Source organism: Bacillus sp. PAMC26543 (assembly GCF_014250375.1).
Lineage (GTDB): Bacteria > Bacillota > Bacilli > Bacillales > Bacillaceae > Bacillus > Bacillus halotolerans.
In genome coordinates this window covers 3,501,388-3,527,117 of record NZ_CP060193.1, presented here as the reverse complement: position 1 = coordinate 3,527,117, position 25,730 = coordinate 3,501,388, and the positions used below count along the sequence as shown (strand labels likewise).

Sequence of the window (25,730 nt, the reverse complement as noted above, 5' to 3'; positions counted from 1 at the left end):
ATACCGTTCGGGGGTACAGTATTATTGAAAAGATCATGTATGACAGGCAGATGTGGTTCACACCAAAAAATGAAGCAAAGGAGAATGAACATGAAGATTTCGAAAAAGGCACTTGGAATTTTATTGATGTCACTTATTTTTGTTTTATCAGCATGCGGCAATAGCGACAGCAAAAAAGAAAGCACTCATGAAAGTCATTCGGACTCCGGCTCACACGAAGAAATGGATCATTCCGGATCTGCTGAAGTTCCAGAGGGATTAACGGAATCGAAACATCCTAAATATAAGATAGGCAGCCAGGTCATCATCAATGCTTCTCATATGAAAGGTATGAAGGGCGCCGAAGCAACAGTTACAGGCGCATACGATACTACGGCATATGTTGTTTCTTATACACCGACAACCGGAGGACAGCGAGTTGATCATCACAAATGGGTGATCCAAGAAGAGATAAAAGATGCAGGAGATAAACCCCTCAACCCCGGAGATCAGGCGATCTTAGAGGCCTCTCACATGAAAGGCATGAAGGGAGCAACTGCTGAAATCGACTCTGCAGAAAAAACAACGGTATACATGGTGGACTATACATCGAAAACAAGCGGAGAAAAAGTGAAAAACCACAAATGGGTCACCGAAGACGAGCTTTCAGCTAAATCATAAAAAAATCCTCCTTTTACAAGGAGGATTTTTTTGCTGTCTGAACAGGTCTTGTTAAAGAAATTAAAGCAAACAGGACAGCGATGATCACAATCGACCCGCCGCACCATGCTGTTGACACCACAGTACCCGTCTGATCCAAAACAACACCGCCAATGGCTGAGCCAAGGGCAATTCCGACTTGGAGGGCCGACGTGTTAAAGCTTTGCTGAATGTCAGACGAATCAGGTGCAATTTCAATTAAATAGCTTTGCTGAGCCGGGGCGAGGCTCCAGCTCAGAAGACCCCAAATCACCATAACAGGCAAAAAGAAAATCATAGACGATGTAGACAGCGGCAGTAAGAACATAATGATGGCAAAGGAACCGGTCACCAGCAAAATGCTCTTAAAGGAACCAAGCCGGTCAGATAGCGCTCCTCCGAAAGGACCTCCGCATACAGCAGATATCCCGAAAAGGAAATAACAAATGCTGACCCAGAAAGAGCTCAGGTGAAGAGTCTCTTCTAAAAACGGCGCAAAGTAAGCGTAAAGCGTGTAATGGCCAGCTAATGTAAACATCGTGACGAGGTGTGAACTCGCGATTTTCAGATTACCGACTGTCTTGAGTTGTTCCCGGAAAGGAATCATTTTCTCCGCTGGTATTCTTTCAAAGAAGATTGAAATAATCAGCATGGAGATCAGCGCCAACAGGCCGATGCCAAGGAACAAAATGCGCCATCCGAAGGAATTACTGATCAATATTCCAAGCGGCACACCTAATGCGATGGCAGAACTGAATCCCATAAAAATGATGCCGATTGCGCGGGCTCTGTATTCAGGCGCCACAATTTTCGGCGCAATTGTCAAGGAAAGGACCACAATCAGTCCTGTGCTCATCGCCGCCAATACCCTTGATACCATCAGCATCGCAAAGTTAGGGCTGAAATAGGCGACAAGGTTACTTAAAAAGAAAACAAATAACGCAATTAAATATAAACGCTTCCGTTCAACCCTCGCGGTCATTGCCAAAAGCAGCGGCCCTGAAACAGCATATCCCAGCGCAAACACACTGATCAGCTGTCCGGCCGAAACAATGGAAATGTGTAAATCATTTGCGATTTGAGGAAGAATCCCACCCACAATTAACTCAACCAATCCGACTGCAATCGTAGAAGCTGCAAGCAGAAAAACTTTAAAATTCATAACAAACTCCTTTACATAAATTTTTTGACAAATAAAAAAATCCTGATTACAAAAAAAGTGATACACAATTTTTGTAATCAGGATTTTACGGTTCCTGGTAGACACCCTCAATCCATATTATTGAGGTTATACAAGTAAAAATAGCTATTGAATTGATTTAGTTTCCGAGGATGAGTTTAACATATTGTGAGCGAATCTTCCATAGAAAATTTTGATAAATAGTTGAACTGAAAAAATATGAGTATATTTATTTTTACAAAAGTATAGACAATTTAAATTAAATGACTATAATAAATTTTGTAAGCGTTTTAAATAAAAGAGGGGGTCATCCATTGAAGAAAATTTTACTGGCGTGCAGTTCGGGAATGTCCACGAGTTTGTTGGTGACAAAAATGAAAGAATACGCGCAATCAATTGGAGAGGAAGCGGAGATCTGGGCAGTCGGCCAGGATAAAGCGAAAGAAGATATGCAAAAGGCAGATGCGGTTTTAATCGGCCCGCAAATGAGCTTTCTGAAAAGCGAACTGCAAAAAGAAGCCGACCAATACAACATTCGGGTTGAGGTCATTGACATGATGGCTTACGGAATGGCTGATGGCAAAAAAGCTTATGAACAGGCTTTGTCATTAATGGGGCAACAATGATGGAGCAGATAAAAATCACCGATTTAACAGACGAACAAATCAGCTTTCAGCTTATTCTCCACAGCGGCAATGCCCGAAGCTGCATCATTCAATCACTGCGCGCCTACAAGGAAGGAATCAGGGGGGAGGCAGATGCCCTTATTGCCCAGGCTGAGGATGCTCTATCTGCAGCCCATGACATTCACTTTCAAATGATACAGAAAGAATCAAGCGGCGAGGCAGCCAATTTCTCATTGCTGCTTATGCACGCGGAAGATCATCTGATGTCAACATTGACTATGAAAGAATTGGTAAAAGAGCTGCTTGGCATCTTTAAAACAAAGAATATATAAAAATCGGGGTGGATAGGGTGTTCGAGAAAATCAGCCAGTTCCTTGTTCCAATTGCAGGGAGGTTAAATAATAACCGTTATTTGCAGGTGTTGCGCGATGCGTTTATGCTGGCCTTCCCGCTTACGATATTCGGGTCCATTTTTGTGGTGTTAACGAACCTGCCGTTTTTAAATAAAATCATGAATGCTTCAATGCTCACATCGTTTCAGTCCAATTTTGGCATTGCGTCTACGGCGACCATGGGGATTATGTCTGTCTTCGTCGTGTTTGGTATAGGCTATTATCTCTCAAAAAGCTATCAGGTTGAAGCTGTGTTTGGCGGTGCGATCGCTTTGGTTTCCTTTTTGCTGCTGACGCCTTTTATCGTTCAGCCGGAAACAGGAGATGCCATAACCGGAGTCATTCCGGTAGACCGCCTCGGTGCCAAAGGAATGTTTCTGGGTATGATCACGGCATTTCTTTCTGGTGAAATCTACAGAAGAATCGTTCAAAAAAATCTGACGATCAAAATGCCTGCCGGGGTTCCGCCGGCTGTAGCAAAATCATTTGCCGCACTTATTCCGGCTTTTATCACACTGACTGTGTTTTTGCTGATTAACGTTCTGGTCACCCAGCTTTTCAAAACCAACATGCATGATGTCATTTATCATGCGATTCAGGCTCCGCTTGTCGGACTTGGAAGCGGTATCATTCCGACGCTGATTGCTGTATTTTTTATTCAAATTCTTTGGTTTTTCGGATTGCATGGGCAAATCATTATCAACTCTGTGATGGACCCGATTTGGAATACACTTCAGGTGGAAAACCTGGCAGCCTACACAGCGGGGAAAGAAGTGCCGCACATCATCTCAAAACCGTTTATGGAGATTTATACAGTGGGGATGGGCGGAACCGGGATGACGCTGGCGATTGTATTTACGATTCTTATATTCATGAAAAGCAGGCAGATGAAGCAAGTATCAAAACTCGGCCTTGCTCCAGGGATTTTTAACGTAAACGAACCGATTATCTTCGGACTTCCGATTGTGATGAATCCAATCATTATCGTGCCTTGGGTGCTGGCACCGATGGTTGTTACGCTCGTCACCTATCTGGCCATGTCAGCAGGGCTCGTTCCGCCGCCGACCGGTGTGACGGTGCCGTGGACGGTTCCATTATTCATTAATGGCATTATGGCGACGAACTCAATCATGGGTGGCGTCATGCAGCTTGTTAATCTATTAATTGTCTTCGTGATATGGTTTCCGTTCCTAAAAGCAATGGATAAATTAAATCTCGCAAAAGAAAAAGAACAGGCTGTTCAGGAAACAGCACAGCAAAATGATAACAGCATCAAAATGTGACATAAGGAGAGAGAGAACTTGACTCAAACAGAACAGTATCGTTTTCCGAAAGATTTTTGGTGGGGATCATCCGCTTCAGCGACACAAACGGAGGGTGCCTCCGATCGAGACGGAAAAGGGAAGAATATTTGGGATTACTGGTTTGAAAAAGAGCCTCATCGCTTTTTTGATCATGTAGGGCCTGCATCCACATCGCAATTTTACGATAACTATAAAGAGGATATCAGGCTGATGAAGGAGCTTGGCCACAACTCGTTCCGTATGTCGATTTCATGGTCACGTTTAATACCGGGCGGAACAGGCGAGATCAACCCTAAAGCAGCGGACTTTTATAACAGCGTCATTGATGAGTTCATAGCTAATGGAATTGAACCCTTTGTCAATTTGTTTCATTTCGATATGCCGATGGAACTTCAAAACATCGGCGGCTGGGCAAACAGAGAAACGGTGGATGCTTATGAAAACTATGCGGGAACGTGCTTTCGTTTGTTTGGCGATCGCGTGAAAAAATGGTTCACGCATAACGAGCCGATCGTACCGGTAGAAGGCGGATATTTATATGATTTTCATTATCCGAACAAGGTAGATTTTAAAGAAGCCGTTCAAGTCGGGTTTCACACCATGTTATCGAGCGCCCGGGCCATTCGGACTTACAGAGAGATGAAGCAGGATGGAAAAATCGGCATCATCTTAAATTTAACCCCATCCTATCCGAGAAGCAGCCACCCGGCGGATGTAAAAGCGGGTGAAATAGCAGATGCGTTCTTTAACCGATCTTTTTTAGACCCTTCTGTAAAAGGCGAGTTTCCAAAGGAACTAATACACATTTTAAAAACTGAAGGCTTTATGCCTGAATATGAGAAAGAGGATCTTGAGATCATTAAACAGCATACGGTTGACTTATTAGGTGTGAATTATTATCAGCCGAGACGTGTAAAAGCCAAAGAGCACCTGCCAAATCCGGATGCGCCGTTTTTGCCTGACAGGTATTTCGATCCTTACGTCATGCCGGGCCGCAAAATGAATCCTCACCGAGGCTGGGAGATTTACGAAAAAGGCGTTTATGATATCCTGATCAATTTAAAAGAAAATTACGGGAATATCGAGTGCTTTATTTCTGAAAACGGCATGGGGGTTGAAGGGGAAGAGCGTTTCAGAGACGAGCAGGGTATGATTCAAGATGACTATCGAATTGAATTTATCAAAGAGCACTTAAAATGGATTCACCGCGCTATACAGGAAGGATCAAACGTAAAAGGCTATCACTTATGGACGTTTATGGACAATTGGTCATGGACAAACGCTTATAAAAACCGATACGGATTTGTTTCAGTCAATCTGAAGAAAGACGGAGAAAGAACCGTCAAAAAGAGCGGAAAATGGTTCAAAAAGCTTGCTGAGAAAAATGGTTTTTAGGTTGCTATAGCTAAAAGGTCTTCCGGCGGTCAAAATTCCTAACAGAAACAACAAATAGCCATAACATTGATGAAACAGGGAAAAGAACTTATGATATCCGTAAAGAAGTTTATTCGATATCAAAATTTTTACTTTTACAGCTGCCGGAGGATACCAATGAATAAATACGAAATCATTGCAAATGAAATGAGAAAACGAATCAAAAATAATGTATATCCCATCGATCAGCCGATTCCCGATGAAGTATCTCTTGCAAAAGAGTTCAATTCAAGCCGCATGACGATGAAAAGAGCTCTAGATAATTTAGTTGCTGAAGGACTGTTATTCAGAAAACGCGGTCACGGAACCTTTATCATCCAATCTGCGATACAGGATGAACATGTCCATGTCGTCAGCAATGAAATCCTCGGACTGACCAATTTGTTAAAAGACAAAAAAATCAAAAGCAAGGTCATTCAGTTCGAGGTGCAATTTCCCACTGAGGAAGTGGCTGCCCATTTATCAATTGATCAGAAAACGCCGGTTTATTATGTTGTACGGCTGCGGATTGTGGAAGGCGAGCCATATGTATTGGAAAAAACATATATGCCGACACACTTAATACCCGGCATTAATGATGAGGTGCTGCACCACTCTATTTATGAACACATTACAAACGGGCTTCAGCTAAAGATTGCCGGAACGCACCGGAAAATCAGAGCCTGTAAATCTGATGAGATGGATCAGCAGCATCTGGGCTGCAAACAGGATGATCCCATTCTTGAAGTTGAGCACGTGGGCTTTTTAGATAACGGTATTCCATTTGAATATTCCTTTTCACGTCATCGGCATGACAAATTTGTCGTCACTTCGGTAAATGTAAGGCGCTGATCGCGGAGATAACAAGGAGGCCATCTGCATGCTTGGCGGTATTGAAGCAGGCGGCACAAAATTTGTATGTGCCGTCGGAACAGAAGATGGAACGATCATTGACAGAATAGAAATACCAACAGCGATGCCGGATGAAACGATAGAGAAAGTCATTCAATATTTTCGCCAATTCTCGCTACAGGCAATCGGCATCGGCTCCTTTGGTCCCGTTGATTTAGATGTAAACAGTAAAACATATGGAACCATTACTGCCACGCCTAAACCAGGCTGGAGGCACTATCCATTCTTGAAAACAATAAAAGAAGAAATGAATATTCCTGTCGGATTCAGTACGGATGTAAACGCTGCGGCGCTCAGTGAATCTCTTTTCGGCGCAGCTAAAGACTTCGACAGCTGCTTATATATCACGGTCGGCACTGGCATTGGTGCAGGCGCGATTATAGAAGGGCGGCTTCTGCAAGGATTATCACATCCTGAAATGGGCCATATCTATATTCGCCGCCATCCGGATGACACGTATCAAGGAAAGTGCCCTTATCATAAGGATTGCTTCGAGGGTCTGGCTTCCGGTCCTGCTATAGAGTCACGATGGGGAAAAAAGGCCGCAGATTTATCACATGTTAATGAGGTCTGGGAACTTGAAGGATATTACATTGCGCAGGCGCTGGCACAATATATCCTCATCCTGGCACCAAAAAAAATGATTCTTGGCGGCGGCGTCATGAATCAGAGTCAGCTGTTCCCTTATATATATCAATATGTACCTAAAATAATGAAAAGCTACTTTAATTTTTCTGAATTATCAGAAATTATAAATGAGTATATTGTAGCTCCCCATTTAGGCAGAAATGCCGGAATCATCGGAACGTTTGTTTTAGCCGATCAGGCATTAAAAGCAGAAGAAGCATCTGGGGAGGTTCCATCATGAAGCATCCTTTATTTTTAGAGCCGATTTTTAAAGAAAGGATATGGGGCGGCACAGCGCTTCGTGATAGATTCGGCTATAGCATCCCTTCAGAAAAAACTGGTGAATGCTGGGCTGTCTCGGCCCATGCCAATGGATCATCGACTGTTCAAAATGGCCGGTTGGCAGGAAAAACCCTAGATCAAGTGTGGAAAGAATGCCCGGAGTTTTTCGGCTTTCCGCAAAGAAGCGTGTTTCCATTATTGGTGAAAGTACTTGATGCCAACATGGACCTCTCTGTACAAGTGCATCCTGATGATCATTATGCCATGGTGCACGAAAACGGAGACCTCGGAAAAACAGAGTGCTGGTATATTATTGATTGCAAAGAAGGGGCAGAACTGATTTTGGGACATCACGCAAGCACGAAGGAAGAATTCAAACAGCTTATAGAAAGCGGTGACTGGAACGGACTGCTTAGGCGCATCAACATAAAGCCAGGAGATTTCTTTTATGTTCCAAGCGGCACGCTGCATGCATTGTGTGAGGGCACCCTCGTCCTTGAAATTCAGCAAAATTCTGATACCACATATCGAGTATACGATTATGATCGCTGTAATGACCATGGCCAAAAAAGGGATCTCCATATAGAAAAAGCTATGGAAGTCGTAAACATACCGCATGCGGATTCTGAACCAATACCGGCGGTGAAAGAAATGAAGGATGCCGTGATTACGTCTTATGTTCAGTCAGATTATTTCTCAGTTTACAAATGGAATGTCAGCGGCAAGCCGGTTTTTCCTTCTCCTCAAACCTATTTGCTATGCAGTGTTGTCGAAGGCTCAGGGATAATAGAAAACAACGGTGTGCAGTATGAATGCAATAAAGGCTCACACTTTATTTTGCCTGCCCATTTTGGCGATTTTTCAATAGAAGGAACTTGCGAGCTGATCATATCTCATCCTTAATAAGAACGGAGGAATTTCTGTGTTAAAGAAACCTATCATCTGTTTGTTCATCTTATTTTTATTTGCGCCTGCCGTTTTGGCTGAGCCGATCCGAGCACATACTGTGTCACCTGTTAATCCTAAAGCACAGCAGACAACAAAAGATGTGATGAATTGGCTCGTCCACCTGCCGAATCGTTCTGAAAACAGAGTGCTTTCCGGTGCGTTTGGCGGTTACAGTCATGACACATTCTCCATGGCCGAAGCAGAAAGAATCCGAAGCTCAGCCGGACAATCACCTGCCATTTACGGCTGTGATTACGCGAGGGGATGGCTTGAAACCTCAAACATTGAAGATTCTATAGACGTAAGCTGCAACAGTGATTTAATTTCGTATTGGAAAAGCGGAGGGATTCCGCAGATCAGTCTGCATCTAGCGAATCCTGCTTATCAGTCAGGACACTATAAAACACCGATTACCAACGATCAGTATAAAAAACTGTTAGACTCTTCTACAACAGAGGGGAAGCGGCTGGACGCCATGCTCAGCAAAATTGCTGACGGACTTCAAGAGCTGGAAAAGCAAGGCGTGCCCGTTCTGTTCAGGCCGCTGCATGAGATGAACGGCGAGTGGTTTTGGTGGGGCCTTACGTCATATAATCAAAAGGATGATGAAAGAATCTGCTTATATAAACAGCTCTACATCAAAATCTATCATTATATGACTGACGAAAGAGGATTGGATCATTTATTGTGGGTTTACTCTCCCGACGCTAATCGAGATTTTAAAACAGATTTTTACCCTGGAGCTTCATACGTAGATATAGTTGGGTTAGATGCATACTTTCAAGATCCATATTCGATAAGCGGATACGACCAGCTGACAGCACTTAATAAACCATTTGCCTTCACAGAAGTTGGTCCGCAAACAGCAAACGGCAGCTTTGATTACAGCCTGTTTATGAGTGCGATAAAACAAAAATACCCTAAAACCACTTATTTTCTGGCCTGGAATGATGAATGGAGCCCGGCTGTGAACAGAGGCGCTTCTGCTCTCTACAATGATAGCTGGACATTAAATAAGGGAGAAGTATGGAACGGTGATACGCTAACACCTATAGTTGAATAAAAAACGTTTTACATTAATAAAAGGTTCTCAAGGATATCCTTGAGAACCTTTTGCTCATCAGGCGTTCATATCCCCTAAGCCGGGACTATGTTCATTCGGCATGTCCGGAAGAACCGGAACAGGAAATCCAGCCGGAGGTTCAGTTACTTGCAGCTCGCCGCCATTTCTGCTTGGAGATTTCCCTTGAAAGATCTCTGCAATTCTTGTTTCATCTAATCTAAAGTTAAACTGTACATTATGGTAGCCTAATTCAACATACTTTCTGCACTCTGGATATTTATTAATGTCGTAATTCGGTACTGGAAAAAGCTTAGCCCAGTCAACACCCAAAGTCTCAAGCGCTTTAGCGAAAGCATTTTGATGAGCATTGTCACGAACAATAAGAAAAGCGAGTGTTTCCCGGAACGTCTGATTAGAGCTCATTTCATAAATTCTTGTTTTTTGGAGAACGCCAGTAGACTCAAGCAACAAGTTATCCAACAGGTCAGTGATTAAGTTTCCGTGATTATAAACCCAGGATGCGTTCCAAGGATTGCCGCCCGCATCAACCGGGAGTGAACTCTGTGCGCCAATAATGTAATGATGAGGGTTAGCGTGTTTAACTGCTTCATCAAGGGGGGCGTGGTCTATACCCTGGCTGCCGACTCCAGCACCGCCTGATTCATCCAATAAAGCATTGATTGTATTTTGCACAAGCTCTACATGGGCAATTTCTTCTAAGAAGATACCGCGCAGCAAATCACGATATTGTTTCTGCTTTCCTCTGAAATTGGAGCTTTGAAAGAAATATTGCATCATTGTACGCATTTCTCCGTAATGTCCGCCTAATATTTCCTGCAGTACTTTAGCTGCGGCCGGATCTGGCTTATCGGGTTTAATGATATTGATTAGTTCTTCTTTGTAGTAAAACATAACACGCCTCTTTTCTTATTTATTTTGTTTTTTATATCATCTGTACAATCAGATAAACTATACGGACTAACCAACAGCTGAAAAGAAAATGAGAAAAATGAAACAAAAACATAGAAAAGTGTTGACCGATAAAAAAACACATGGTATATTATTAAACGTCGCTGATGAACAGCACAGAACAAAATGAAAAACAAAAAAGTTTTTCGAAGGTGTTTACAAACACTTCAGAATGTGTATAATAGATAAAGTCGAATCAAAAAGATTTGAAAAAACATTCGAAAAAACATCTTGACTTTAACATCAATTAATAGTATGATAGTTAAGTCGCTCGATAAGCGCCCGTAGCTCAATTGGATAGAGCGTTTGACTACGGATCAAAAGGTTAGGGGTTCGACTCCTCTCGGGCGCGCCAATATAATATACATGCGGGTGTAGTTTAGTGGTAAAACCTCAGCCTTCCAAGCTGATGTCGTGAGTTCGATTCTCATCACCCGCTCCATTATTCCTTGAATGATCTTTGAAAACTAAACAAGACAAAACGTACCTGTTAATTCAAGTTTTATTATAAATCGCACAGCGATGTGCGTAGTCAGTCAAACTACTTTATCGGAGAGTTTGATCCTGGCTCAGGACGAACGCTGGCGGCGTGCCTAATACATGCAAGTCGAGCGGACAGATGGGAGCTTGCTCCCTGATGTTAGCGGCGGACGGGTGAGTAACACGTGGGTAACCTGCCTGTAAGACTGGGATAACTCCGGGAAACCGGGGCTAATACCGGATGCTTGTTTGAACCGCATGGTTCAAACATAAAAGGTGGCTTCGGCTACCACTTACAGATGGACCCGCGGCGCATTAGCTAGTTGGTGAGGTAACGGCTCACCAAGGCAACGATGCGTAGCCGACCTGAGAGGGTGATCGGCCACACTGGGACTGAGACACGGCCCAGACTCCTACGGGAGGCAGCAGTAGGGAATCTTCCGCAATGGACGAAAGTCTGACGGAGCAACGCCGCGTGAGTGATGAAGGTTTTCGGATCGTAAAGCTCTGTTGTTAGGGAAGAACAAGTACCGTTCGAATAGGGCGGTACCTTGACGGTACCTAACCAGAAAGCCACGGCTAACTACGTGCCAGCAGCCGCGGTAATACGTAGGTGGCAAGCGTTGTCCGGAATTATTGGGCGTAAAGGGCTCGCAGGCGGTTCCTTAAGTCTGATGTGAAAGCCCCCGGCTCAACCGGGGAGGGTCATTGGAAACTGGGGAACTTGAGTGCAGAAGAGGAGAGTGGAATTCCACGTGTAGCGGTGAAATGCGTAGAGATGTGGAGGAACACCAGTGGCGAAGGCGACTCTCTGGTCTGTAACTGACGCTGAGGAGCGAAAGCGTGGGGAGCGAACAGGATTAGATACCCTGGTAGTCCACGCCGTAAACGATGAGTGCTAAGTGTTAGGGGGTTTCCGCCCCTTAGTGCTGCAGCTAACGCATTAAGCACTCCGCCTGGGGAGTACGGTCGCAAGACTGAAACTCAAAGGAATTGACGGGGGCCCGCACAAGCGGTGGAGCATGTGGTTTAATTCGAAGCAACGCGAAGAACCTTACCAGGTCTTGACATCCTCTGACAATCCTAGAGATAGGACGTCCCCTTCGGGGGCAGAGTGACAGGTGGTGCATGGTTGTCGTCAGCTCGTGTCGTGAGATGTTGGGTTAAGTCCCGCAACGAGCGCAACCCTTGATCTTAGTTGCCAGCATTCAGTTGGGCACTCTAAGGTGACTGCCGGTGACAAACCGGAGGAAGGTGGGGATGACGTCAAATCATCATGCCCCTTATGACCTGGGCTACACACGTGCTACAATGGACAGAACAAAGGGCAGCGAAACCGCGAGGTTAAGCCAATCCCACAAATCTGTTCTCAGTTCGGATCGCAGTCTGCAACTCGACTGCGTGAAGCTGGAATCGCTAGTAATCGCGGATCAGCATGCCGCGGTGAATACGTTCCCGGGCCTTGTACACACCGCCCGTCACACCACGAGAGTTTGTAACACCCGAAGTCGGTGAGGTAACCTTTATGGAGCCAGCCGCCGAAGGTGGGACAGATGATTGGGGTGAAGTCGTAACAAGGTAGCCGTATCGGAAGGTGCGGCTGGATCACCTCCTTTCTAAGGATATTTACGGAATATAAGACCTTGGGTCTTATAAACAGAACGTTCCCTGTCTTGTTTAGTTTTGAAGGATCATTCCTTCGAAACGTGTTCTTTGAAAACTAGATAACAGTAGACATCACATTCAATTAGTAACACAAGAAATCACATAGTGATTCTTTTTAACGGTTAAGTTAGAAAGGGCGCACGGTGGATGCCTTGGCACTAGGAGCCGATGAAGGACGGGACGAACACCGATATGCTTCGGGGAGCTGTAAGCAAGCTTTGATCCGGAGATTTCCGAATGGGGAAACCCACCACTCGTAATGGAGTGGTATCCATATCTGAATTCATAGGATATGAGAAGGCAGACCCGGGGAACTGAAACATCTAAGTACCCGGAGGAAGAGAAAGCAAATGCGATTCCCTGAGTAGCGGCGAGCGAAACGGGATTAGCCCAAACCAAGAGGCTTGCCTCTTGGGGTTGTAGGACACTCTATACGGAGTTACAAAGGAACGAGGTAGATGAAGAGGTCTGGAAAGGCCCGCCATAGGAGGTAACAGCCCTGTAGTCAAAACTTCGTTCTCTCCAGAGTGGATCCTGAGTACGGCGGAACACGTGAAATTCCGTCGGAATCCGGGAGGACCATCTCCCAAGGCTAAATACTCCCTAGTGACCGATAGTGAACCAGTACCGTGAGGGAAAGGTGAAAAGCACCCCGGAAGGGGAGTGAAAGAGATCCTGAAACCGTGTGCCTACAAGTAGTCAGAGCCCGTTAACGGGTGATGGCGTGCCTTTTGTAGAATGAACCGGCGAGTTACGATCCCGTGCAAGGTTAAGCAGAAGATGCGGAGCCGCAGCGAAAGCGAGTCTGAATAGGGCGCATGAGTACGTGGTCGTAGACCCGAAACCAGGTGATCTACCCATGTCCAGGGTGAAGTTCAGGTAACACTGAATGGAGGCCCGAACCCACGCACGTTGAAAAGTGCGGGGATGAGGTGTGGGTAGGGGTGAAATGCCAATCGAACCTGGAGATAGCTGGTTCTCTCCGAAATAGCTTTAGGGCTAGCCTCAAGGTAAGAGTCTTGGAGGTAGAGCACTGATTGGACTAGGGGCCCCTACCGGGTTACCGAATTCAGTCAAACTCCGAATGCCAATGACTTATCCTTGGGAGTCAGACTGCGAGTGATAAGATCCGTAGTCGAAAGGGAAACAGCCCAGACCGCCAGCTAAGGTCCCAAAGTATACGTTAAGTGGAAAAGGATGTGGAGTTGCTTAGACAACCAGGATGTTGGCTTAGAAGCAGCCACCATTTAAAGAGTGCGTAATAGCTCACTGGTCGAGTGACTCTGCGCCGAAAATGTACCGGGGCTAAACGTATCACCGAAGCTGCGGACTGTTCTTCGAACAGTGGTAGGAGAGCGTTCTAAGGGCTGTGAAGCCAGACCGGAAGGACTGGTGGAGCGCTTAGAAGTGAGAATGCCGGTATGAGTAGCGAAAGAGGGGTGAGAATCCCCTCCACCGAATGCCTAAGGTTTCCTGAGGAAGGCTCGTCCGCTCAGGGTTAGTCGGGACCTAAGCCGAGGCCGAAAGGCGTAGGCGATGGACAACAGGTTGATATTCCTGTACCACCTCCTCACCATTTGAGCAATGGGGGGACGCAGGAGGATAGGGTAAGCGCGGTATTGGATATCCGCGTCCAAGCAGTTAGGCTGGGAAATAGGCAAATCCGTTTCCCATAAGGCTGAGCTGTGATGGCGAGCGAAATATAGTAGCGAAGTTCCTGATTCCACACTGCCAAGAAAAGCCTCTAGCGAGGTGAGAGGTGCCCGTACCGCAAACCGACACAGGTAGGCGAGGAGAGAATCCTAAGGTGATCGAGAGAACTCTCGTTAAGGAACTCGGCAAAATGACCCCGTAACTTCGGGAGAAGGGGTGCTCTGTTAGGGTGCAAGCCCGAGAGAGCCGCAGTGAATAGGCCCAGGCGACTGTTTAGCAAAAACACAGGTCTCTGCGAAGCCGTAAGGCGAAGTATAGGGGCTGACGCCTGCCCGGTGCTGGAAGGTTAAGAGGAGCGCTTAGCGTAAGCGAAGGTGCGAATTGAAGCCCCAGTAAACGGCGGCCGTAACTATAACGGTCCTAAGGTAGCGAAATTCCTTGTCGGGTAAGTTCCGACCCGCACGAAAGGCGCAACGATCTGGGCACTGTCTCAACGAGAGACTCGGTGAAATTATAGTACCTGTGAAGATGCAGGTTACCCGCGACAGGACGGAAAGACCCCGTGGAGCTTTACTGCAGCCTGATATTGAATGTTGGTACAGCTTGTACAGGATAGGTAGGAGCCTTGGAAACCGGAGCGCCAGCTTCGGTGGAGGCATCGGTGGGATACTACCCTGGCTGTATTGACCTTCTAACCCGCCGCCCTTATCGGGCGGGGAGACAGTGTCAGGTGGGCAGTTTGACTGGGGCGGTCGCCTCCTAAAAGGTAACGGAGGCGCCCAAAGGTTCCCTCAGAATGGTTGGAAATCATTCGCAGAGTGTAAAGGCACAAGGGAGCTTGACTGCGAGACCTACAAGTCGAGCAGGGACGAAAGTCGGGCTTAGTGATCCGGTGGTTCCGCATGGAAGGGCCATCGCTCAACGGATAAAAGCTACCCCGGGGATAACAGGCTTATCTCCCCCAAGAGTCCACATCGACGGGGAGGTTTGGCACCTCGATGTCGGCTCATCGCATCCTGGGGCTGTAGTCGGTCCCAAGGGTTGGGCTGTTCGCCCATTAAAGCGGTACGCGAGCTGGGTTCAGAACGTCGTGAGACAGTTCGGTCCCTATCCGTCGCGGGCGCAGGAAATTTGAGAGGAGCTGTCCTTAGTACGAGAGGACCGGGATGGACGCACCGCTGGTGTACCAGTTGTTCTGCCAAGGGCATCGCTGGGTAGCTATGTGCGGACGGGATAAGTGCTGAAAGCATCTAAGCATGAAGCCCCCCTCAAGATGAGATTTCCCATTCCGCAAGGAAGTAAGATCCCTGAAAGATGATCAGGTTGATAGGTCTGAGGTGGAAGTGTGGCGACACATGGAGCTGACAGATACTAATCGATCGAGGACTTAACCTAATTTCTAATGATGTCACACCTGTTATCTAGTTTTGAGAGAACACTCTCAAATTGTTTGGTGGCGATAGCGAAGAGGTCACACCCGTTCCCATGCCGAACACGGAAGTTAAGCTCTTCAGCGCCGATGGTAGTCGGGGGTTTCCCCCTGTGAGAGTAGGACGCCGCCAAGCAGTTTTATCATAATTATATCATCGCGGGGTGGAGCAGTTCGGTAGCTCGTCGGGCTCATAACCCGAAGGTCGCAGGTTCAAATCCTGCCCCCGCAACCAAAAAAAATATCCTTTAAAATAAGGAGTGCCCAAAGGGTGCAACCAAATTAAAATGGTCCGGTAGTTCAGTTGGTTAGAATGCCTGCCTGTCACGCAGGAGGTCGCGGGTTCGAGTCCCGTCCGGACCGCCATTTATTGTAAACGAAACGATCATGTTTTCGTTTTTTTTGTGTTTTCTTTTATTACATCTTTTGCTTGGTATGATAGCCAAGCTTTCTTTATATCGGCAACATCTTGGATATTTCACCATAATCCGATACACTAGATACAGTACATATAAAACATAATCAGACCAAAAGGAGGTTTGGTTAATGGATGAGTTTGATTTAATTAATAGTATTACTCCGCGGACCATTCACCATTCTTCCGTTGATGTAGGAATTGGAGACGATGCCGCTCTTTACACAGCGAAAAACGGTGTGCAGGAAATTGTCTGTGTCGATACAATGGTAGAGGACGTGCATTTTAAATTGTGCTATTCTTCGCCGGAGGACATTGGATATAAGGCGTTGGCTATAAATATAAGTGATATTGCCGCAATGGGAGGTATTCCTAAGTTTTATTTAGTGTCTCTTGCGGTGCCTTCAAAATGGACGGCATCAGAAATCAAGGAAATGTATGAAGGAATGAATGAACTGGCGAAACTATACTGTATGGACCTGATTGGCGGTGATACAGTTTCTACTAACGATAAACTAGTCGTCACAGTGACTGTGATTGGGGAAGTTGAAAAGGGACGTGCCTGTTTGCGCAGTTTGGCAAAGCCGAATGATATTGTCTTTGTCACTGGTGAAATCGGTTCTTCTGCCGCTGGACTTTCATTGCTGCTAAAAGAGACCTCCCAACCGGAAACATCATTTGAAACAGATTACTTTATCAATAGGCATAAACGACCTCACCCAAGAGTGAGTGTTGGCAGACTATGCTCGAACGCTCAGCGTGTGGCTCTTAATGATATTAGTGACGGATTGGCAAGTGAATTGCATGAAATTGCTGAATCTAGCTCTGTTTCAATAGAAATTGACGAGAGCCTTCTTCCAGTTCATCCGGACTTGCCTAAGTTAAATTCCAAATGGAAGGAATGGGCTTTGTTTGGCGGAGAGGATTTTGAGCTGACTGGGACGATCTCAAAGGAAGACTGGGAAGTGTTACAGCAGGAGTGCAGCAGACTTCAACTGCCAATTACAAAGATTGGATGTGTCCGTGAAAAGACAGAATCCAATGTCGTATTAAAGACAGATGAAGAAACAATGACTTTAGAGAAAAAAGGATATAATCATTTTAAATAAGACGGGTGACTCGTGTGAAGCAATTAAAATGGAGAACTGTAAATCCTGAAGAAACAAAAGCGATTGCTAAGCTGACTGCATCGTTTTCAAAGCCTGGGGACGTCCTGACATTAGAGGGCGATTTAGGAGCTGGGAAAACAACCTTTACAAAAGGTTTTGCTGAAGGACTTGGAATTACACGTGTTGTAAACAGTCCGACGTTTACGATCATAAAAGAATATAACGATGGTTCACTTCCTCTTTTTCATATGGATGTATACAGAATGGAAGACGAGAGTGAAGACTTAGGACTTGATGAATATTTTCATGGACAAGGTGTCTGCTTAGTGGAATGGGCACATTTAGTTGAAGAGCAGCTTCCGCAGGAGCGACTGCAAATTGTCATTAAAAGAGCTGGTGATGATGAAAGAGAGATCACCTTTACAGCTGTGGGGAATCGGTATGAAATGCTTTGTGAGGAGATAAGTAGACATGACAATATTAGCAATTGATACATCGAATTATACTTTAGGCATAGCGCTGCTTCGGGACAACACTGTCATAGCAGAATACATGACATATTTAAAAAAGAATCACTCTGTGAGAGCGATGCCTGCTGTTCATTCTTTGCTGAATGATTGTGATACAACCCCGCAGGATCTTTCTAAAATTGTTGTCGCAAAAGGTCCTGGCTCGTACACAGGGGTGAGAATCGGTGTAACCATTGCCAAAACACTTGCCTGGTCTTTAAACATTCCGATTTCTGCTGTTTCAAGTCTTGAAGCGCTCGCGGCAAATGGACGTCACTTTGACGGTCTGATCAGCCCTATATTTGATGCGAGACGCGGACAGGTGTATACAGGTCTTTATGAATATAAAAACGGGCTTTTAGAACAGGCTGTGCCGGATCAAAATGTGATGCTGACAGAGTGGCTGGAGATGCTAAAAGAGAAGGATCGCCCTGTTTTGTTTTTAGGACATGATACATCCATACACAAGGAGACGATACTGGATGTATTAGGAACAAAAGGAATCATAGGGTCTGCGGTTCAGCATAATCCCCGCCCTTCAGAATTGGCTTACTTGGGTGCGGATAGGGAAGCTGCTGATATTCACGGGCTTGTGCCGGATTATTTGCGGCTTGCAGAAGCTGAAGCGAAATGGATTGAAAGTCAAAAGTAGGGTGATAGGATGAAAACAAAAGCAGCAGTCAGAAAAATGCAGCTTGATGATGTTGATCACGTATACGAAATTGAAACATCCTCCTTTACGTCTCCCTGGACGAAGGATTCGTTTTATCATGAATTGCTTGAAAATCCGTATGCCCACTATCTCGTGATTGAAAAGGACGATTGTATCGCGGGTTATTGCGGGATTTGGATTGTGATGGACGACGCCCAAATCACAAATATAGCGATTAAACCAGAGTATAGGGGCCAGTCTTTAGGAGAAGCACTTTTTCGTTCAGCTCTCGAGCTTTGTAAAGAAAAAGAGGCGAGGCGGCTTTCGCTTGAAGTGAGGGTTTCCAATCACCCTGCTCAAAGTTTATATAAAAAGTTCGGGATGCAGCCCGGCGGAATAAGAAAGAACTATTATACTGATAACGGGGAAGATGCGTTAATTATGTGGGTGACGATAAATGAATGAGCAAAAAGATCTTTATATATTAGGAATCGAAACGAGCTGCGATGAAACGGCAGCAGCTATTGTCAAAAACGGAACAGAAATCGTCTCGAACGTTGTGGCCTCTCAAATTGAAAGCCATAAACGATTCGGAGGGGTTGTGCCGGAAATAGCATCAAGACATCATGTGGAGCAAATCACTTTAGTGATCGAAGAGGCTTTCCGTAAAGCAGACATGACATATCGTGACATAGATGCGATTGCAGTTACTGAAGGCCCGGGATTGGTGGGAGCACTGCTAATCGGGGTAAACGCCGCTAAAGCATTGAGCTTTGCGCATCATATTCCGTTAGTTGGAGTCCATCATATAGCGGGCCATATATACGCAAACCGTTTAGTAGAAGAGATTGTTTTTCCAGCGCTTGCATTGGTCGTTTCTGGCGGCCATACTGAATTGGTTTATATGAAAGAACACGGTTCATTTGAAGTAATCGGGGAAACACTCGATGATGCAGCAGGGGAAGCTTATGACAAAGTGGCGAGAACAATGGGTCTCCCGTATCCAGGCGGACCGCAGATTGACAAGCTTGCGGAATCAGGGAATGACACTATTCCTCTGCCTCGCGCATGGCTTGAAGAAGGTTCTTATAATTTCAGCTTCAGCGGGCTGAAATCAGCTGTGATCAATACGCTTCATAATGCGGCTCAAAAAGGACAGGAAATTGCGCCGGAAGATCTTTCTGCCAGTTTTCAGAATAGCGTCATTGATGTCTTAGTGACAAAAACGGCACGCGCTGCAAAAGAATATGGTGTCAAACAGGTTCTTTTGGCCGGCGGAGTAGCTGCAAACAGAGGACTCAGAGCTGCGTTACAGAAGGAATTTTCCCAGCATGAGGGGACGGCGCTCATCATTCCTCCGCTATCCTTATGTACGGATAATGCTGCAATGATTGCTGCGGCCGGTACAATTGCTTTTGAAAAAGGGATTCGCGGATCATATGATATGAATGGCCAGCCTGGTCTTGAACTGACTTCTTACCAGGGTCTCACGACATAATGGAGTGAGGCTTTTTTATTGTTATTAACAGATAATTCTCAATTTATCCACATATCTGTGAGTAATTATAGAGATATAGATGGATAAAGGGGTTGAGAGGCTGTTAATAAAGTGGATAAATTCAGAATATTTTGTGGATACTGTGTATAAACCGCTTTCTTCGTTTGCTTATAAGGCTATTTTCTGTGGATAAAAAGCACCTCTAAAAAAGAGGTGCTTGACTTTTTTTAATCTTCTTCTGTGGATAGTTCTTCCCATTCTGATAATAGGTTTTCCAATTCTTGATTGAGTTTCTCGTTGTCAGCGTGGATGGTTTGTACCTTTTCGTGGTCCTGATATACTTCCGGATCACAAAGTAATTCATCATTGTGACTGATTTTTTCTTCTATGGCTTGAACTGTCGTTTCAATTTCTTCTATGCGTCTGAGTCGTTGTCGTTCTTTCTTTTTCCATTCTTTTTCTTCCTCATAAGAACGCTTAGAGTCGGATTTCATTGCAGCCGTTGCTTTTTCAGTTTCCTCTTGCTGTTTCATTTTCTCCAATTCCAGCTGCTGTGTTTTTTTCTCTGTATAATAATCGTAATCTCCGAGATATTCTTCAATATGGTTTGGAGAAAGCTCATATACCCTTGTTGCGATTCTGTTAATAAAATATCTGTCATGTGAGACAAATAACAATGTGCCCGGATAATCGATCAAAGCGTTTTCGAGAACTTCTTTGCTGTCTAAGTCTAGATGGTTCGTCGGCTCATCAAGAATGAGAAAGTTAGCTTTTTGCAGCATCAGCTTTGCCAGGGCCACTCTTGCTTTTTCGCCCCCGCTTAGGGAATGGACGGGTTTAAGCACATCATCCCCGGAGAATAAGAAATTTCCGAGGCACGTTCTGATTTCTTTCTCTTGAAGCTCCGGATACTCGTCCCACAGCTCATCAATGACGCGTTTAGAGGAAGTCAGCTCAGCCTGTTCCTGGTCATAGTAACCGACACTGACATTTGAACCGTACGCTATTGTTCCTTGATCCGGCTTCAATGTGTTTATTAATGTTTTCAGCAGGGTTGATTTTCCGATTCCGTTGGGACCTACAAGAGCGGCGCTTTCTCCTCTTGTAAGCCTAAACGACACATCTGTCAGAAGCGGAGGCTGGTTTTCATAGCTGATGGTCAGATCCTGAACCCGCAGGACCTCGTTCCCGCTCTGTTTTGTAATATTGAAATGAAAATTTGCTGATTTTTCGTCGCCGAGCGGTTTTGACATGACGTCCATCCGTTCAAGCTGTTTCCGGCGGCTTTGTGCTCTTTTTGTCGTTGAGGCTCTCGCCAGATTTCGGTCTACAAAGTCCTGCAGCTTGGCGATTTCATCCTGCTGTTTTTCATACAGCTTAAGATCCTTTTCATATTGGGCAGCTTTTTGGTCTAGATAAGCGCTGTAGTTGCCGTGATACTTTTTGCTTTCTGATCTTGATACCTCGTACACCTGGTTCACCACTTTGTCTAAAAAGTAGCGGTCGTGAGAAACAATCAGAATCGCGCCTGAATAGCCTTGTAAATAATGTTCAAGCCAGGTCAGCGTATCAATGTCCAGATGGTTGGTCGGCTCATCTAGAATGAGAAGGTCAGGCTGTGTTAACAGAAGCTTACCCAAGGCCAGTCTTGTTTTCTGACCTCCGCTCAGGCTTTGCACCTGTGTTGAATCGTCAAAATGGCTGAAGCCGAGACCGTGCAGCACAGATCTGACATCTGCTTCATATTGATAGCCGCCTTTATCTTTAAATTCCTGCTGAAGGCGGTCGTAGGTTTTCATGATGCCTTCCAGTTCACTTGGGTCAGCTGCCGCCATTTTTTCTTCTATGTTTCGCATTTCTTTTTCCATTGCTTTTAAGTGATCAAAAACAGTCAGCAGCTCTTCTTTTATGGTAAGCTTAGAATCCAAGCCGGTATGCTGGGCCAAATAGCCCATTGTGATATCTTTCGGCTTGATCATTTCACCCTTTTCATATGAAAGGTGACCTGCGATAATTTTAAGGAGTGTAGATTTCCCAGCGCCGTTTCTTCCTACAATTGCGACGCGATCACGGTTTCTGACTTCCAGCTTTATATTGTTTAAAATAGTATCAGCACCAAATGATTTGGAAAGCTGATTAATTTGTAAGATCATCATATTATTTCACCTCTGCTATAATAAGTTAAGTGTAGCTTATGAACCAGAACTCAGCAAACAATACATTGGCCGAATAAGACATAGAGAAGAAAATAGTGTATGATCTGTTTAAGGAGAGTTTTTACTATGAATGGATTTTCTCATTTTAATGAACAGGGCAGAGCCCAGATGGTGGATATCAGCGAAAAATCTTCGACTGTCCGTACTGCGGCGGCTGTATCAAGCGTACACATGAAGAGTGAAGTGTACGAGAAAATAAAAAGCCATGATATCGGCAAAGGAGATGTACTTGCTGTCGCTCAGGTGGCGGGTATTATGGCTGCGAAACAAACATCAAATATCATCCCGATGTGCCATCCGCTATCCTTGAGCGGGGTCGATATTTCGTTTGACTGGAAAATAAAAGAAACAGAAGTTATACTTCATATAAAAGCACAGGTCAAAACGAAAGGGAGTACAGGTGTGGAAATGGAAGCGCTAACTTCTGCATCGGTATGTGCCCTTACTGTTTACGATATGTGCAAGGCGCTTGATAAGGGGATGGTCATCGGCCCTACCTGCTTGCTGGAAAAGACAGGCGGAAAAAACGGTGACTTTAAAAGAGAACTATCCGAGTATAATTTGGAGGACCAAAAATGAATAAGGATCAATCAAAAATTCCGCAGGCGACGGCAAAACGGCTGCCGCTTTATTATCGCTTTTTAAAGAATCTGCATGCGTCAGGAAAACAGCGTGTATCATCCGCTGAACTCAGCGATGCCGTAAAGGTTGATTCTGCCACGATTCGCAGGGATTTTTCCTATTTTGGAGCTCTTGGCAAAAAAGGATACGGATATAATGTCGATTATTTGCTGTCATTTTTCCGAAAAACGCTGGATCAGGATGAAATGACAGACGTTATCCTGATTGGTGTCGGAAACTTAGGAACAGCGTTTCTTCACTATAATTTCACAAAAAATAATAACACAAAAATTTCTATGGCTTTTGATATAAATGAGAGTAAAATAGGAACTGAGGTAGGCGGTGTGCCCGTCTTTAACCTCGATGATCTTGAAAAGCATGTAAAAGGCGAATCAGTTGCCATTTTGACAGTGCCCGCAGTTGCGGCCCAATCGATTACCGACAGATTGGTTGCGTTAGGGATCAAGGGTATTCTTAATTTTACGCCGGCCCGTTTGAATGTGCCGGAACACATTCGAATTCATCATATAGATTTAGCTGTAGAGCTTCAGTCACTGGTTTATTTCTTGAAGCATTATTCTGTTTTAGAGGAAATCGAGTAACCGGAAAGGAGGAGCCCAAATATGCCGATCGGTCCTGGAAGCCTTGCTGTTATCGCAATCGTTGCTCTGATTATCTTTGGCCCCAAAAAGCTGCCTGAGTTGGGAAAAGCGGCTGGAGACACACTTCGTGAATTCAAAAACGCTACTAAAGGATTAGCGAGTGATGATGAGGAAAAAAAGAAAGAGAATCAGTAAGTTAGGATGACACAAATGAAAGTGAATCAAATGTCGCTGCTGGAGCATATTGCGGAGCTTCGAAAACGATTGCTGGTTGTGGCGCTGGCGTTTGTCGTTTTCTTTATCGCGGGATTTTTTTTAGCGAAGCCGATTATAGTGTATCTGCAAGAAACGGATGAAGCGAAGGAGCTCACGCTCAATGCGTTTAATCTGACAGACCCGCTTTATGTGTTTATGCAGTTTGCGTTTATCATCGGGATTGTCCTGACTTCGCCGGTTATTCTTTATCAGCTTTGGGCTTTTGTGAGCCCGGGCCTCTATGAAAAGGAGCGCAAAGTAACGCTCAGCTACATTCCGATCTCTATTTTGCTGTTTTTAGCGGGTTTATCTTTTTCCTATTATATTTTATTTCCTTTTGTTGTCGATTTTATGAAACGGATATCTCAGGATTTGAATGTCACTCAGGTGATTGGAATTAATGAATATTTTCATTTTCTTCTGCAGCTGACGATTCCGTTTGGACTGTTGTTTCAAATGCCGGTCATCCTTATGTTTTTGACAAGGCTTGGAATTGTGACACCGATGTTCTTAGCGAAAATCAGAAAGTATGCGTACTTTACGCTGCTTGTGATTGCTGCTCTGATCACACCACCTGAGCTTTTGTCTCATATGATGGTGACTGTTCCGCTCTTGATTTTGTATGAAATCAGTATTTTAATATCGAAGGCTGCCTATCGGAAAGCGCAGAAAAACAGTGCTGCCGATCAGGACGTTTCTTCTTAGCCAACATAAAAAATCCATTTCTCATAGAGAGAAATGGATTTTCTTTATTTCTGGTTCTTCTTTATTTTAAATGAAAAGGCGAACATCTTAAAAGAAATGCTGATGTTGTATGCAGCGAAGACCATCAGCAGGATGGAGTAAAATGACCACATGCTGCCTGGCGAGCTTGCGGCGAGATAAGTAAAGATGCACCCTACGGCAAAGTAGATCATTCCCCACACTATCGGGTTTCTCATGAAAATAATCCTCCAATAATCAATTGCATTTGTGTGCTTTGCTGTTCAAGGTATTTCTGAACAGGCTCAAGCTGCATAATGACGACGAATGTATTCATCATTACATGGGCGAAAATCGGCACCCAAATCCGTTTGGTTCTCGCATATAAAAATGCAAAGGTAAAGCCCATTGCCGTATACAGCAGAAGGTGCGTCAAATCAGCATGAACAATTCCGAAAATAATGGAGCTGATCAGTCCGGCGATAAAGAAATTTGTTTTTTCGTACAGCGCGCCGAAAATGATTTTTCTGAAGATGATTTCTTCTAATATAGGCCCGATGATAGAAGAAACGATAATCATGAGCGGGACTGCCTGGATCACATCCAGGATGGCTTTTGTATTTTCTGATTCTCTCCCGATGCCAAACACATAATATTCAATAGAACCGGCTATTCCTTGAGAGAAAAGGGCTATGAAAAAACCGGCTATCGCCCAAAGGATCGAAAGTCCGACCGAGTCTTTCTTTTCGTTTCGCAGCGTAGTTTTAGGCACAGTTCTGAGAATGAGCAATACAACAATCAGACAGGCAATAAAACTGATGACGGACCATAATCCCTGCGCGTACAGCAGATTTTCTTTTGTGGGCTGTCCTCCCGCATAACCGAATTTAAATAACAAGGGAATCCCGATTACTGCTGAAAACTGCATGATGATATATGTCAAAATAATAAACCAATACTGTTTTCTCAAATGGTATGTACTCCTTTGTTAAGTGGGTTTCTTTTGTCTACAGCTATTGTAACATAATTGAATCGGGGGTGAAAAAGCCAAGGGATATCTGAGCTGAAAAGAATGATGTAAGCGTGAAAAATTTTTTATCTTATCACTTGAAATTGGAAGTGAGATTCTTTATTATAAGAATTGTGTTAGCACTCTTTAGTGCTGAGTGCTAAAATTACATATTCATACTATTGAGGAGGTTATTACATTGTTAAAGCCATTAGGTGATCGCGTTGTCATTGAACTCGTAGAATCTGAAGAAAAAACTGCCAGCGGAATTGTGTTACCGGATTCTGCAAAAGAAAAGCCGCAAGAAGGCAAAATCGTGGCAGCTGGTTCAGGTCGCGTGTTAGAAAGCGGAGAGCGCGTTGCTTTAGAAGTAAAAGAGGGCGACCGCATTATCTTCTCAAAATACGCAGGTACTGAAGTGAAATATGAAGGTACTGAATACTTAATCTTACGTGAAAGCGACATTTTAGCTGTTATCGGCTAATTCTTAAATAAACAAATACTTAAAAATTCGAGGAGGT

24 protein-coding genes, 4 tRNA genes, 3 rRNA genes and 1 riboswitch are annotated in these 25,730 nt (G+C 44.6%); of the genes, 26 read left to right on the top strand and 5 right to left on the bottom strand.

The features are described from left to right. Positions 1 to 39 precede the first annotated feature (39 nt). Complete coding sequence (locus tag H7F27_RS17760; RefSeq protein WP_185848953.1) at positions 40 to 660, top strand: YdhK family protein; 621 nt, start codon at positions 40 to 42, stop codon at positions 658 to 660. A gap of 13 nt (positions 661 to 673) precedes the next feature. On the opposite strand, the gene pbuE is transcribed toward H7F27_RS17760, so the two are convergent. Then, positions 674 to 1,840, bottom strand: a complete 1,167-nt coding sequence (gene pbuE / locus H7F27_RS17755) for a purine transporter PbuE (RefSeq protein WP_185848235.1) — start codon at positions 1,838 to 1,840, stop codon at positions 674 to 676. A gap of 54 nt (positions 1,841 to 1,894) precedes the next feature. After that, positions 1,895 to 1,994, bottom strand: a riboswitch (purine riboswitch). A 178-nt stretch (positions 1,995 to 2,172) separates the two neighbouring features. Here pbuE and H7F27_RS17750 point away from each other — a divergent pair. From H7F27_RS17750 to H7F27_RS17715, 8 genes are all read left to right on the top strand, one after another. Then, a complete protein-coding gene (locus H7F27_RS17750) occupies positions 2,173 to 2,484 on the top strand; it encodes a PTS sugar transporter subunit IIB (RefSeq protein WP_024120394.1) in 312 nt (103 codons plus the stop codon). Beyond that, positions 2,484 to 2,816, top strand: coding sequence for a PTS sugar transporter subunit IIA (locus H7F27_RS17745; RefSeq protein WP_185848234.1), 333 nt, complete (start codon positions 2,484 to 2,486; stop codon positions 2,814 to 2,816). Before H7F27_RS17750 ends, H7F27_RS17745 begins: the two co-directional genes overlap by 1 nt. Positions 2,817 to 2,833: 17 nt before the next feature. Further along, positions 2,834 to 4,159, top strand: coding sequence for a PTS cellobiose transporter subunit IIC (gene celB / locus H7F27_RS17740; protein ID WP_024120396.1), 1,326 nt, complete (start codon positions 2,834 to 2,836; stop codon positions 4,157 to 4,159). 18 nt (positions 4,160 to 4,177) lie between these two features. Next, the gene (locus H7F27_RS17735; protein ID WP_185848233.1) at positions 4,178 to 5,575 is read left to right on the top strand and encodes a glycoside hydrolase family 1 protein; all 1,398 of its coding nucleotides are present in this window, start codon (positions 4,178 to 4,180) and stop codon (positions 5,573 to 5,575) included. Between the two features lie 156 nt (positions 5,576 to 5,731). After that, on the top strand, positions 5,732 to 6,445 hold the full coding sequence (gmuR, locus tag H7F27_RS17730) for a transcriptional regulator GmuR (protein WP_024120398.1): 714 nt from the start codon (positions 5,732 to 5,734) through the stop codon (positions 6,443 to 6,445). A 28-nt stretch (positions 6,446 to 6,473) separates the two neighbouring features. Beyond that, positions 6,474 to 7,373, top strand: coding sequence for an ROK family protein (locus H7F27_RS17725; RefSeq protein WP_185848232.1), 900 nt, complete (start codon positions 6,474 to 6,476; stop codon positions 7,371 to 7,373). Next, complete coding sequence (gene manA, locus H7F27_RS17720; protein ID WP_185848231.1) at positions 7,370 to 8,317, top strand: mannose-6-phosphate isomerase, class I; 948 nt, start codon at positions 7,370 to 7,372, stop codon at positions 8,315 to 8,317. The genes H7F27_RS17725 and manA overlap by 4 nt, the downstream gene beginning before the upstream one ends. Before the next feature lie 19 nt (positions 8,318 to 8,336). Further along, positions 8,337 to 9,425, top strand: a complete 1,089-nt coding sequence (locus tag H7F27_RS17715; protein ID WP_185848230.1) for a glycoside hydrolase family 26 protein — start codon at positions 8,337 to 8,339, stop codon at positions 9,423 to 9,425. A 57-nt stretch (positions 9,426 to 9,482) separates the two neighbouring features. Here H7F27_RS17715 and H7F27_RS17710 read toward each other — a convergent pair whose 3' ends face one another. Further along, positions 9,483 to 10,337 (bottom strand): manganese catalase family protein, encoded by an 855-nt coding sequence (locus tag H7F27_RS17710; protein ID WP_101861411.1) that lies wholly within the window; start codon positions 10,335 to 10,337, stop codon positions 9,483 to 9,485. A gap of 335 nt (positions 10,338 to 10,672) precedes the next feature. Here H7F27_RS17710 and H7F27_RS17705 point away from each other — a divergent pair. The 12 genes from H7F27_RS17705 (at position 10,673) to tsaD (ending at position 19,804) form a co-directional block, all read left to right on the top strand. After that, positions 10,673 to 10,749: transfer RNA gene (locus H7F27_RS17705), tRNA-Arg, on the top strand. A 13-nt stretch (positions 10,750 to 10,762) separates the two neighbouring features. Beyond that, positions 10,763 to 10,836: transfer RNA gene (locus tag H7F27_RS17700), tRNA-Gly, on the top strand. A 104-nt stretch (positions 10,837 to 10,940) separates the two neighbouring features. Beyond that, a 16S ribosomal RNA gene (locus H7F27_RS17695) occupies positions 10,941 to 12,490 on the top strand. A 169-nt stretch (positions 12,491 to 12,659) separates the two neighbouring features. Further along, positions 12,660 to 15,587: ribosomal RNA gene (locus tag H7F27_RS17690) — 23S ribosomal RNA — on the top strand. A gap of 54 nt (positions 15,588 to 15,641) precedes the next feature. Continuing rightward, a 5S ribosomal RNA gene (gene rrf / locus H7F27_RS17685) occupies positions 15,642 to 15,757 on the top strand. The 16S, 23S and 5S rRNA genes sit together here with 4 tRNA genes alongside, the layout of an rRNA operon. Before the next feature lie 22 nt (positions 15,758 to 15,779). Then, positions 15,780 to 15,856, top strand: a tRNA-Met gene (locus tag H7F27_RS17680). Between the two features lie 54 nt (positions 15,857 to 15,910). Continuing rightward, positions 15,911 to 15,987 (top strand) — tRNA-Asp (locus tag H7F27_RS17675). A 180-nt stretch (positions 15,988 to 16,167) separates the two neighbouring features. Beyond that, entirely contained in the window at positions 16,168 to 17,145 is a 978-nt protein-coding gene (thiL, locus tag H7F27_RS17670) for a thiamine-phosphate kinase (RefSeq protein ID WP_185848229.1), read from the top strand. Positions 17,146 to 17,159: 14 nt separating this feature from the next. Next, complete coding sequence (gene tsaE, locus H7F27_RS17665) at positions 17,160 to 17,636, top strand: tRNA (adenosine(37)-N6)-threonylcarbamoyltransferase complex ATPase subunit type 1 TsaE (protein ID WP_101861374.1); 477 nt, start codon at positions 17,160 to 17,162, stop codon at positions 17,634 to 17,636. Then, positions 17,617 to 18,306 carry a tRNA (adenosine(37)-N6)-threonylcarbamoyltransferase complex dimerization subunit type 1 TsaB gene (gene tsaB / locus H7F27_RS17660; RefSeq protein WP_024120405.1) on the top strand — a complete coding sequence of 230 codons (690 nt, stop codon included), beginning with the start codon at positions 17,617 to 17,619 and terminating at the stop codon, positions 18,304 to 18,306. The genes tsaE and tsaB overlap by 20 nt, the downstream gene beginning before the upstream one ends. Positions 18,307 to 18,315: 9 nt before the next feature. Continuing rightward, entirely contained in the window at positions 18,316 to 18,771 is a 456-nt protein-coding gene (gene rimI / locus H7F27_RS17655; protein WP_024120406.1) for a ribosomal protein S18-alanine N-acetyltransferase, read from the top strand. Then, positions 18,764 to 19,804 (top strand): tRNA (adenosine(37)-N6)-threonylcarbamoyltransferase complex transferase subunit TsaD, encoded by a 1,041-nt coding sequence (gene tsaD, locus H7F27_RS17650; RefSeq protein WP_059335927.1) that lies wholly within the window; start codon positions 18,764 to 18,766, stop codon positions 19,802 to 19,804. The genes rimI and tsaD overlap by 8 nt, the downstream gene beginning before the upstream one ends. Before the next feature lie 227 nt (positions 19,805 to 20,031). Here tsaD and H7F27_RS17645 read toward each other — a convergent pair whose 3' ends face one another. After that, entirely contained in the window at positions 20,032 to 21,960 is a 1,929-nt protein-coding gene (locus H7F27_RS17645; RefSeq protein WP_185848228.1) for an ABC-F family ATP-binding cassette domain-containing protein, read from the bottom strand. A gap of 126 nt (positions 21,961 to 22,086) precedes the next feature. Here H7F27_RS17645 and moaC point away from each other — a divergent pair, with 126 nt between their 5' ends. Genes moaC through tatC form a run of 4 tightly spaced genes read left to right on the top strand, consistent with a single transcriptional unit; the run spans position 22,087 to position 24,203 of the window. Continuing rightward, positions 22,087 to 22,599 carry a cyclic pyranopterin monophosphate synthase MoaC gene (moaC, locus tag H7F27_RS17640; protein ID WP_010333208.1) on the top strand — a complete coding sequence of 171 codons (513 nt, stop codon included), beginning with the start codon at positions 22,087 to 22,089 and terminating at the stop codon, positions 22,597 to 22,599. Continuing rightward, positions 22,596 to 23,243: a redox-sensing transcriptional repressor Rex gene (locus tag H7F27_RS17635; RefSeq protein WP_010333209.1), complete on the top strand. Its 648-nt coding sequence runs from the start codon at positions 22,596 to 22,598 to the stop codon at positions 23,241 to 23,243. The genes moaC and H7F27_RS17635 overlap by 4 nt, the downstream gene beginning before the upstream one ends. Before the next feature lie 21 nt (positions 23,244 to 23,264). Then, the gene (gene tatAY / locus H7F27_RS17630; protein WP_010333210.1) at positions 23,265 to 23,438 is read left to right on the top strand and encodes a sec-independent protein translocase protein TatAY; all 174 of its coding nucleotides are present in this window, start codon (positions 23,265 to 23,267) and stop codon (positions 23,436 to 23,438) included. A 6-nt stretch (positions 23,439 to 23,444) separates the two neighbouring features. Then, entirely contained in the window at positions 23,445 to 24,203 is a 759-nt protein-coding gene (tatC, locus tag H7F27_RS17625; RefSeq protein ID WP_081638244.1) for a twin-arginine translocase subunit TatC, read from the top strand. A 44-nt stretch (positions 24,204 to 24,247) separates the two neighbouring features. Here tatC and H7F27_RS17620 read toward each other — a convergent pair whose 3' ends face one another. Both H7F27_RS17620 and H7F27_RS17615 read right to left on the bottom strand, forming a co-directional pair. Beyond that, complete coding sequence (locus tag H7F27_RS17620) at positions 24,248 to 24,439, bottom strand: DUF4305 domain-containing protein (RefSeq protein ID WP_024120410.1); 192 nt, start codon at positions 24,437 to 24,439, stop codon at positions 24,248 to 24,250. Continuing rightward, on the bottom strand, positions 24,436 to 25,170 hold the full coding sequence (locus H7F27_RS17615; RefSeq protein ID WP_024120411.1) for a CPBP family intramembrane glutamic endopeptidase: 735 nt from the start codon (positions 25,168 to 25,170) through the stop codon (positions 24,436 to 24,438). Before H7F27_RS17615 ends, H7F27_RS17620 begins: the two co-directional genes overlap by 4 nt. Before the next feature lie 238 nt (positions 25,171 to 25,408). On the opposite strand from H7F27_RS17615, the gene groES reads away from it, so the two are divergent. Next, positions 25,409 to 25,693, top strand: a complete 285-nt coding sequence (groES, locus tag H7F27_RS17610) for a co-chaperone GroES (protein ID WP_003155970.1) — start codon at positions 25,409 to 25,411, stop codon at positions 25,691 to 25,693. The last annotated feature ends 37 nt before the right edge of the window (positions 25,694 to 25,730 follow it).

Excerpts from the sequence above, each read along its gene's own strand:
- H7F27_RS17760 (WP_185848953.1), top strand. The coding sequence starts at position 40 with ATGACAGGCAGATGTGGTTCACACCAAAAAATGAAGCAAAGGAGAATG.
- tsaB (WP_024120405.1), top strand. The coding sequence starts at position 17,617 with ATGACAATATTAGCAATTGATACATCGAATTATACTTTAGGCATAGCG.
- H7F27_RS17620 (WP_024120410.1), bottom strand. The coding sequence starts at position 24,439 with ATGAGAAACCCGATAGTGTGGGGAATGATCTACTTTGCCGTAGGGTGC.
- pbuE (WP_185848235.1), bottom strand. The coding sequence starts at position 1,840 with ATGAATTTTAAAGTTTTTCTGCTTGCAGCTTCTACGATTGCAGTCGGA.
- tatC (WP_081638244.1), top strand. The coding sequence starts at position 23,445 with ATGACACAAATGAAAGTGAATCAAATGTCGCTGCTGGAGCATATTGCG.
- thiL (WP_185848229.1), top strand. The coding sequence starts at position 16,168 with ATGGATGAGTTTGATTTAATTAATAGTATTACTCCGCGGACCATTCAC.
- H7F27_RS17725 (WP_185848232.1), top strand. The coding sequence starts at position 6,474 with ATGCTTGGCGGTATTGAAGCAGGCGGCACAAAATTTGTATGTGCCGTC.
- H7F27_RS17645 (WP_185848228.1), bottom strand. The coding sequence starts at position 21,960 with ATGATGATCTTACAAATTAATCAGCTTTCCAAATCATTTGGTGCTGAT.
- tsaD (WP_059335927.1), top strand. The coding sequence starts at position 18,764 with ATGAATGAGCAAAAAGATCTTTATATATTAGGAATCGAAACGAGCTGC.
- manA (WP_185848231.1), top strand. The coding sequence starts at position 7,370 with ATGAAGCATCCTTTATTTTTAGAGCCGATTTTTAAAGAAAGGATATGG.
- rimI (WP_024120406.1), top strand. The coding sequence starts at position 18,316 with ATGAAAACAAAAGCAGCAGTCAGAAAAATGCAGCTTGATGATGTTGAT.
- moaC (WP_010333208.1), top strand. The coding sequence starts at position 22,087 with ATGAATGGATTTTCTCATTTTAATGAACAGGGCAGAGCCCAGATGGTG.
- H7F27_RS17710 (WP_101861411.1), bottom strand. The coding sequence starts at position 10,337 with ATGTTTTACTACAAAGAAGAACTAATCAATATCATTAAACCCGATAAG.
- H7F27_RS17745 (WP_185848234.1), top strand. The coding sequence starts at position 2,484 with ATGGAGCAGATAAAAATCACCGATTTAACAGACGAACAAATCAGCTTT.
- gmuR (WP_024120398.1), top strand. The coding sequence starts at position 5,732 with ATGAATAAATACGAAATCATTGCAAATGAAATGAGAAAACGAATCAAA.
- H7F27_RS17635 (WP_010333209.1), top strand. The coding sequence starts at position 22,596 with ATGAATAAGGATCAATCAAAAATTCCGCAGGCGACGGCAAAACGGCTG.
- tatAY (WP_010333210.1), top strand. The coding sequence starts at position 23,265 with ATGCCGATCGGTCCTGGAAGCCTTGCTGTTATCGCAATCGTTGCTCTG.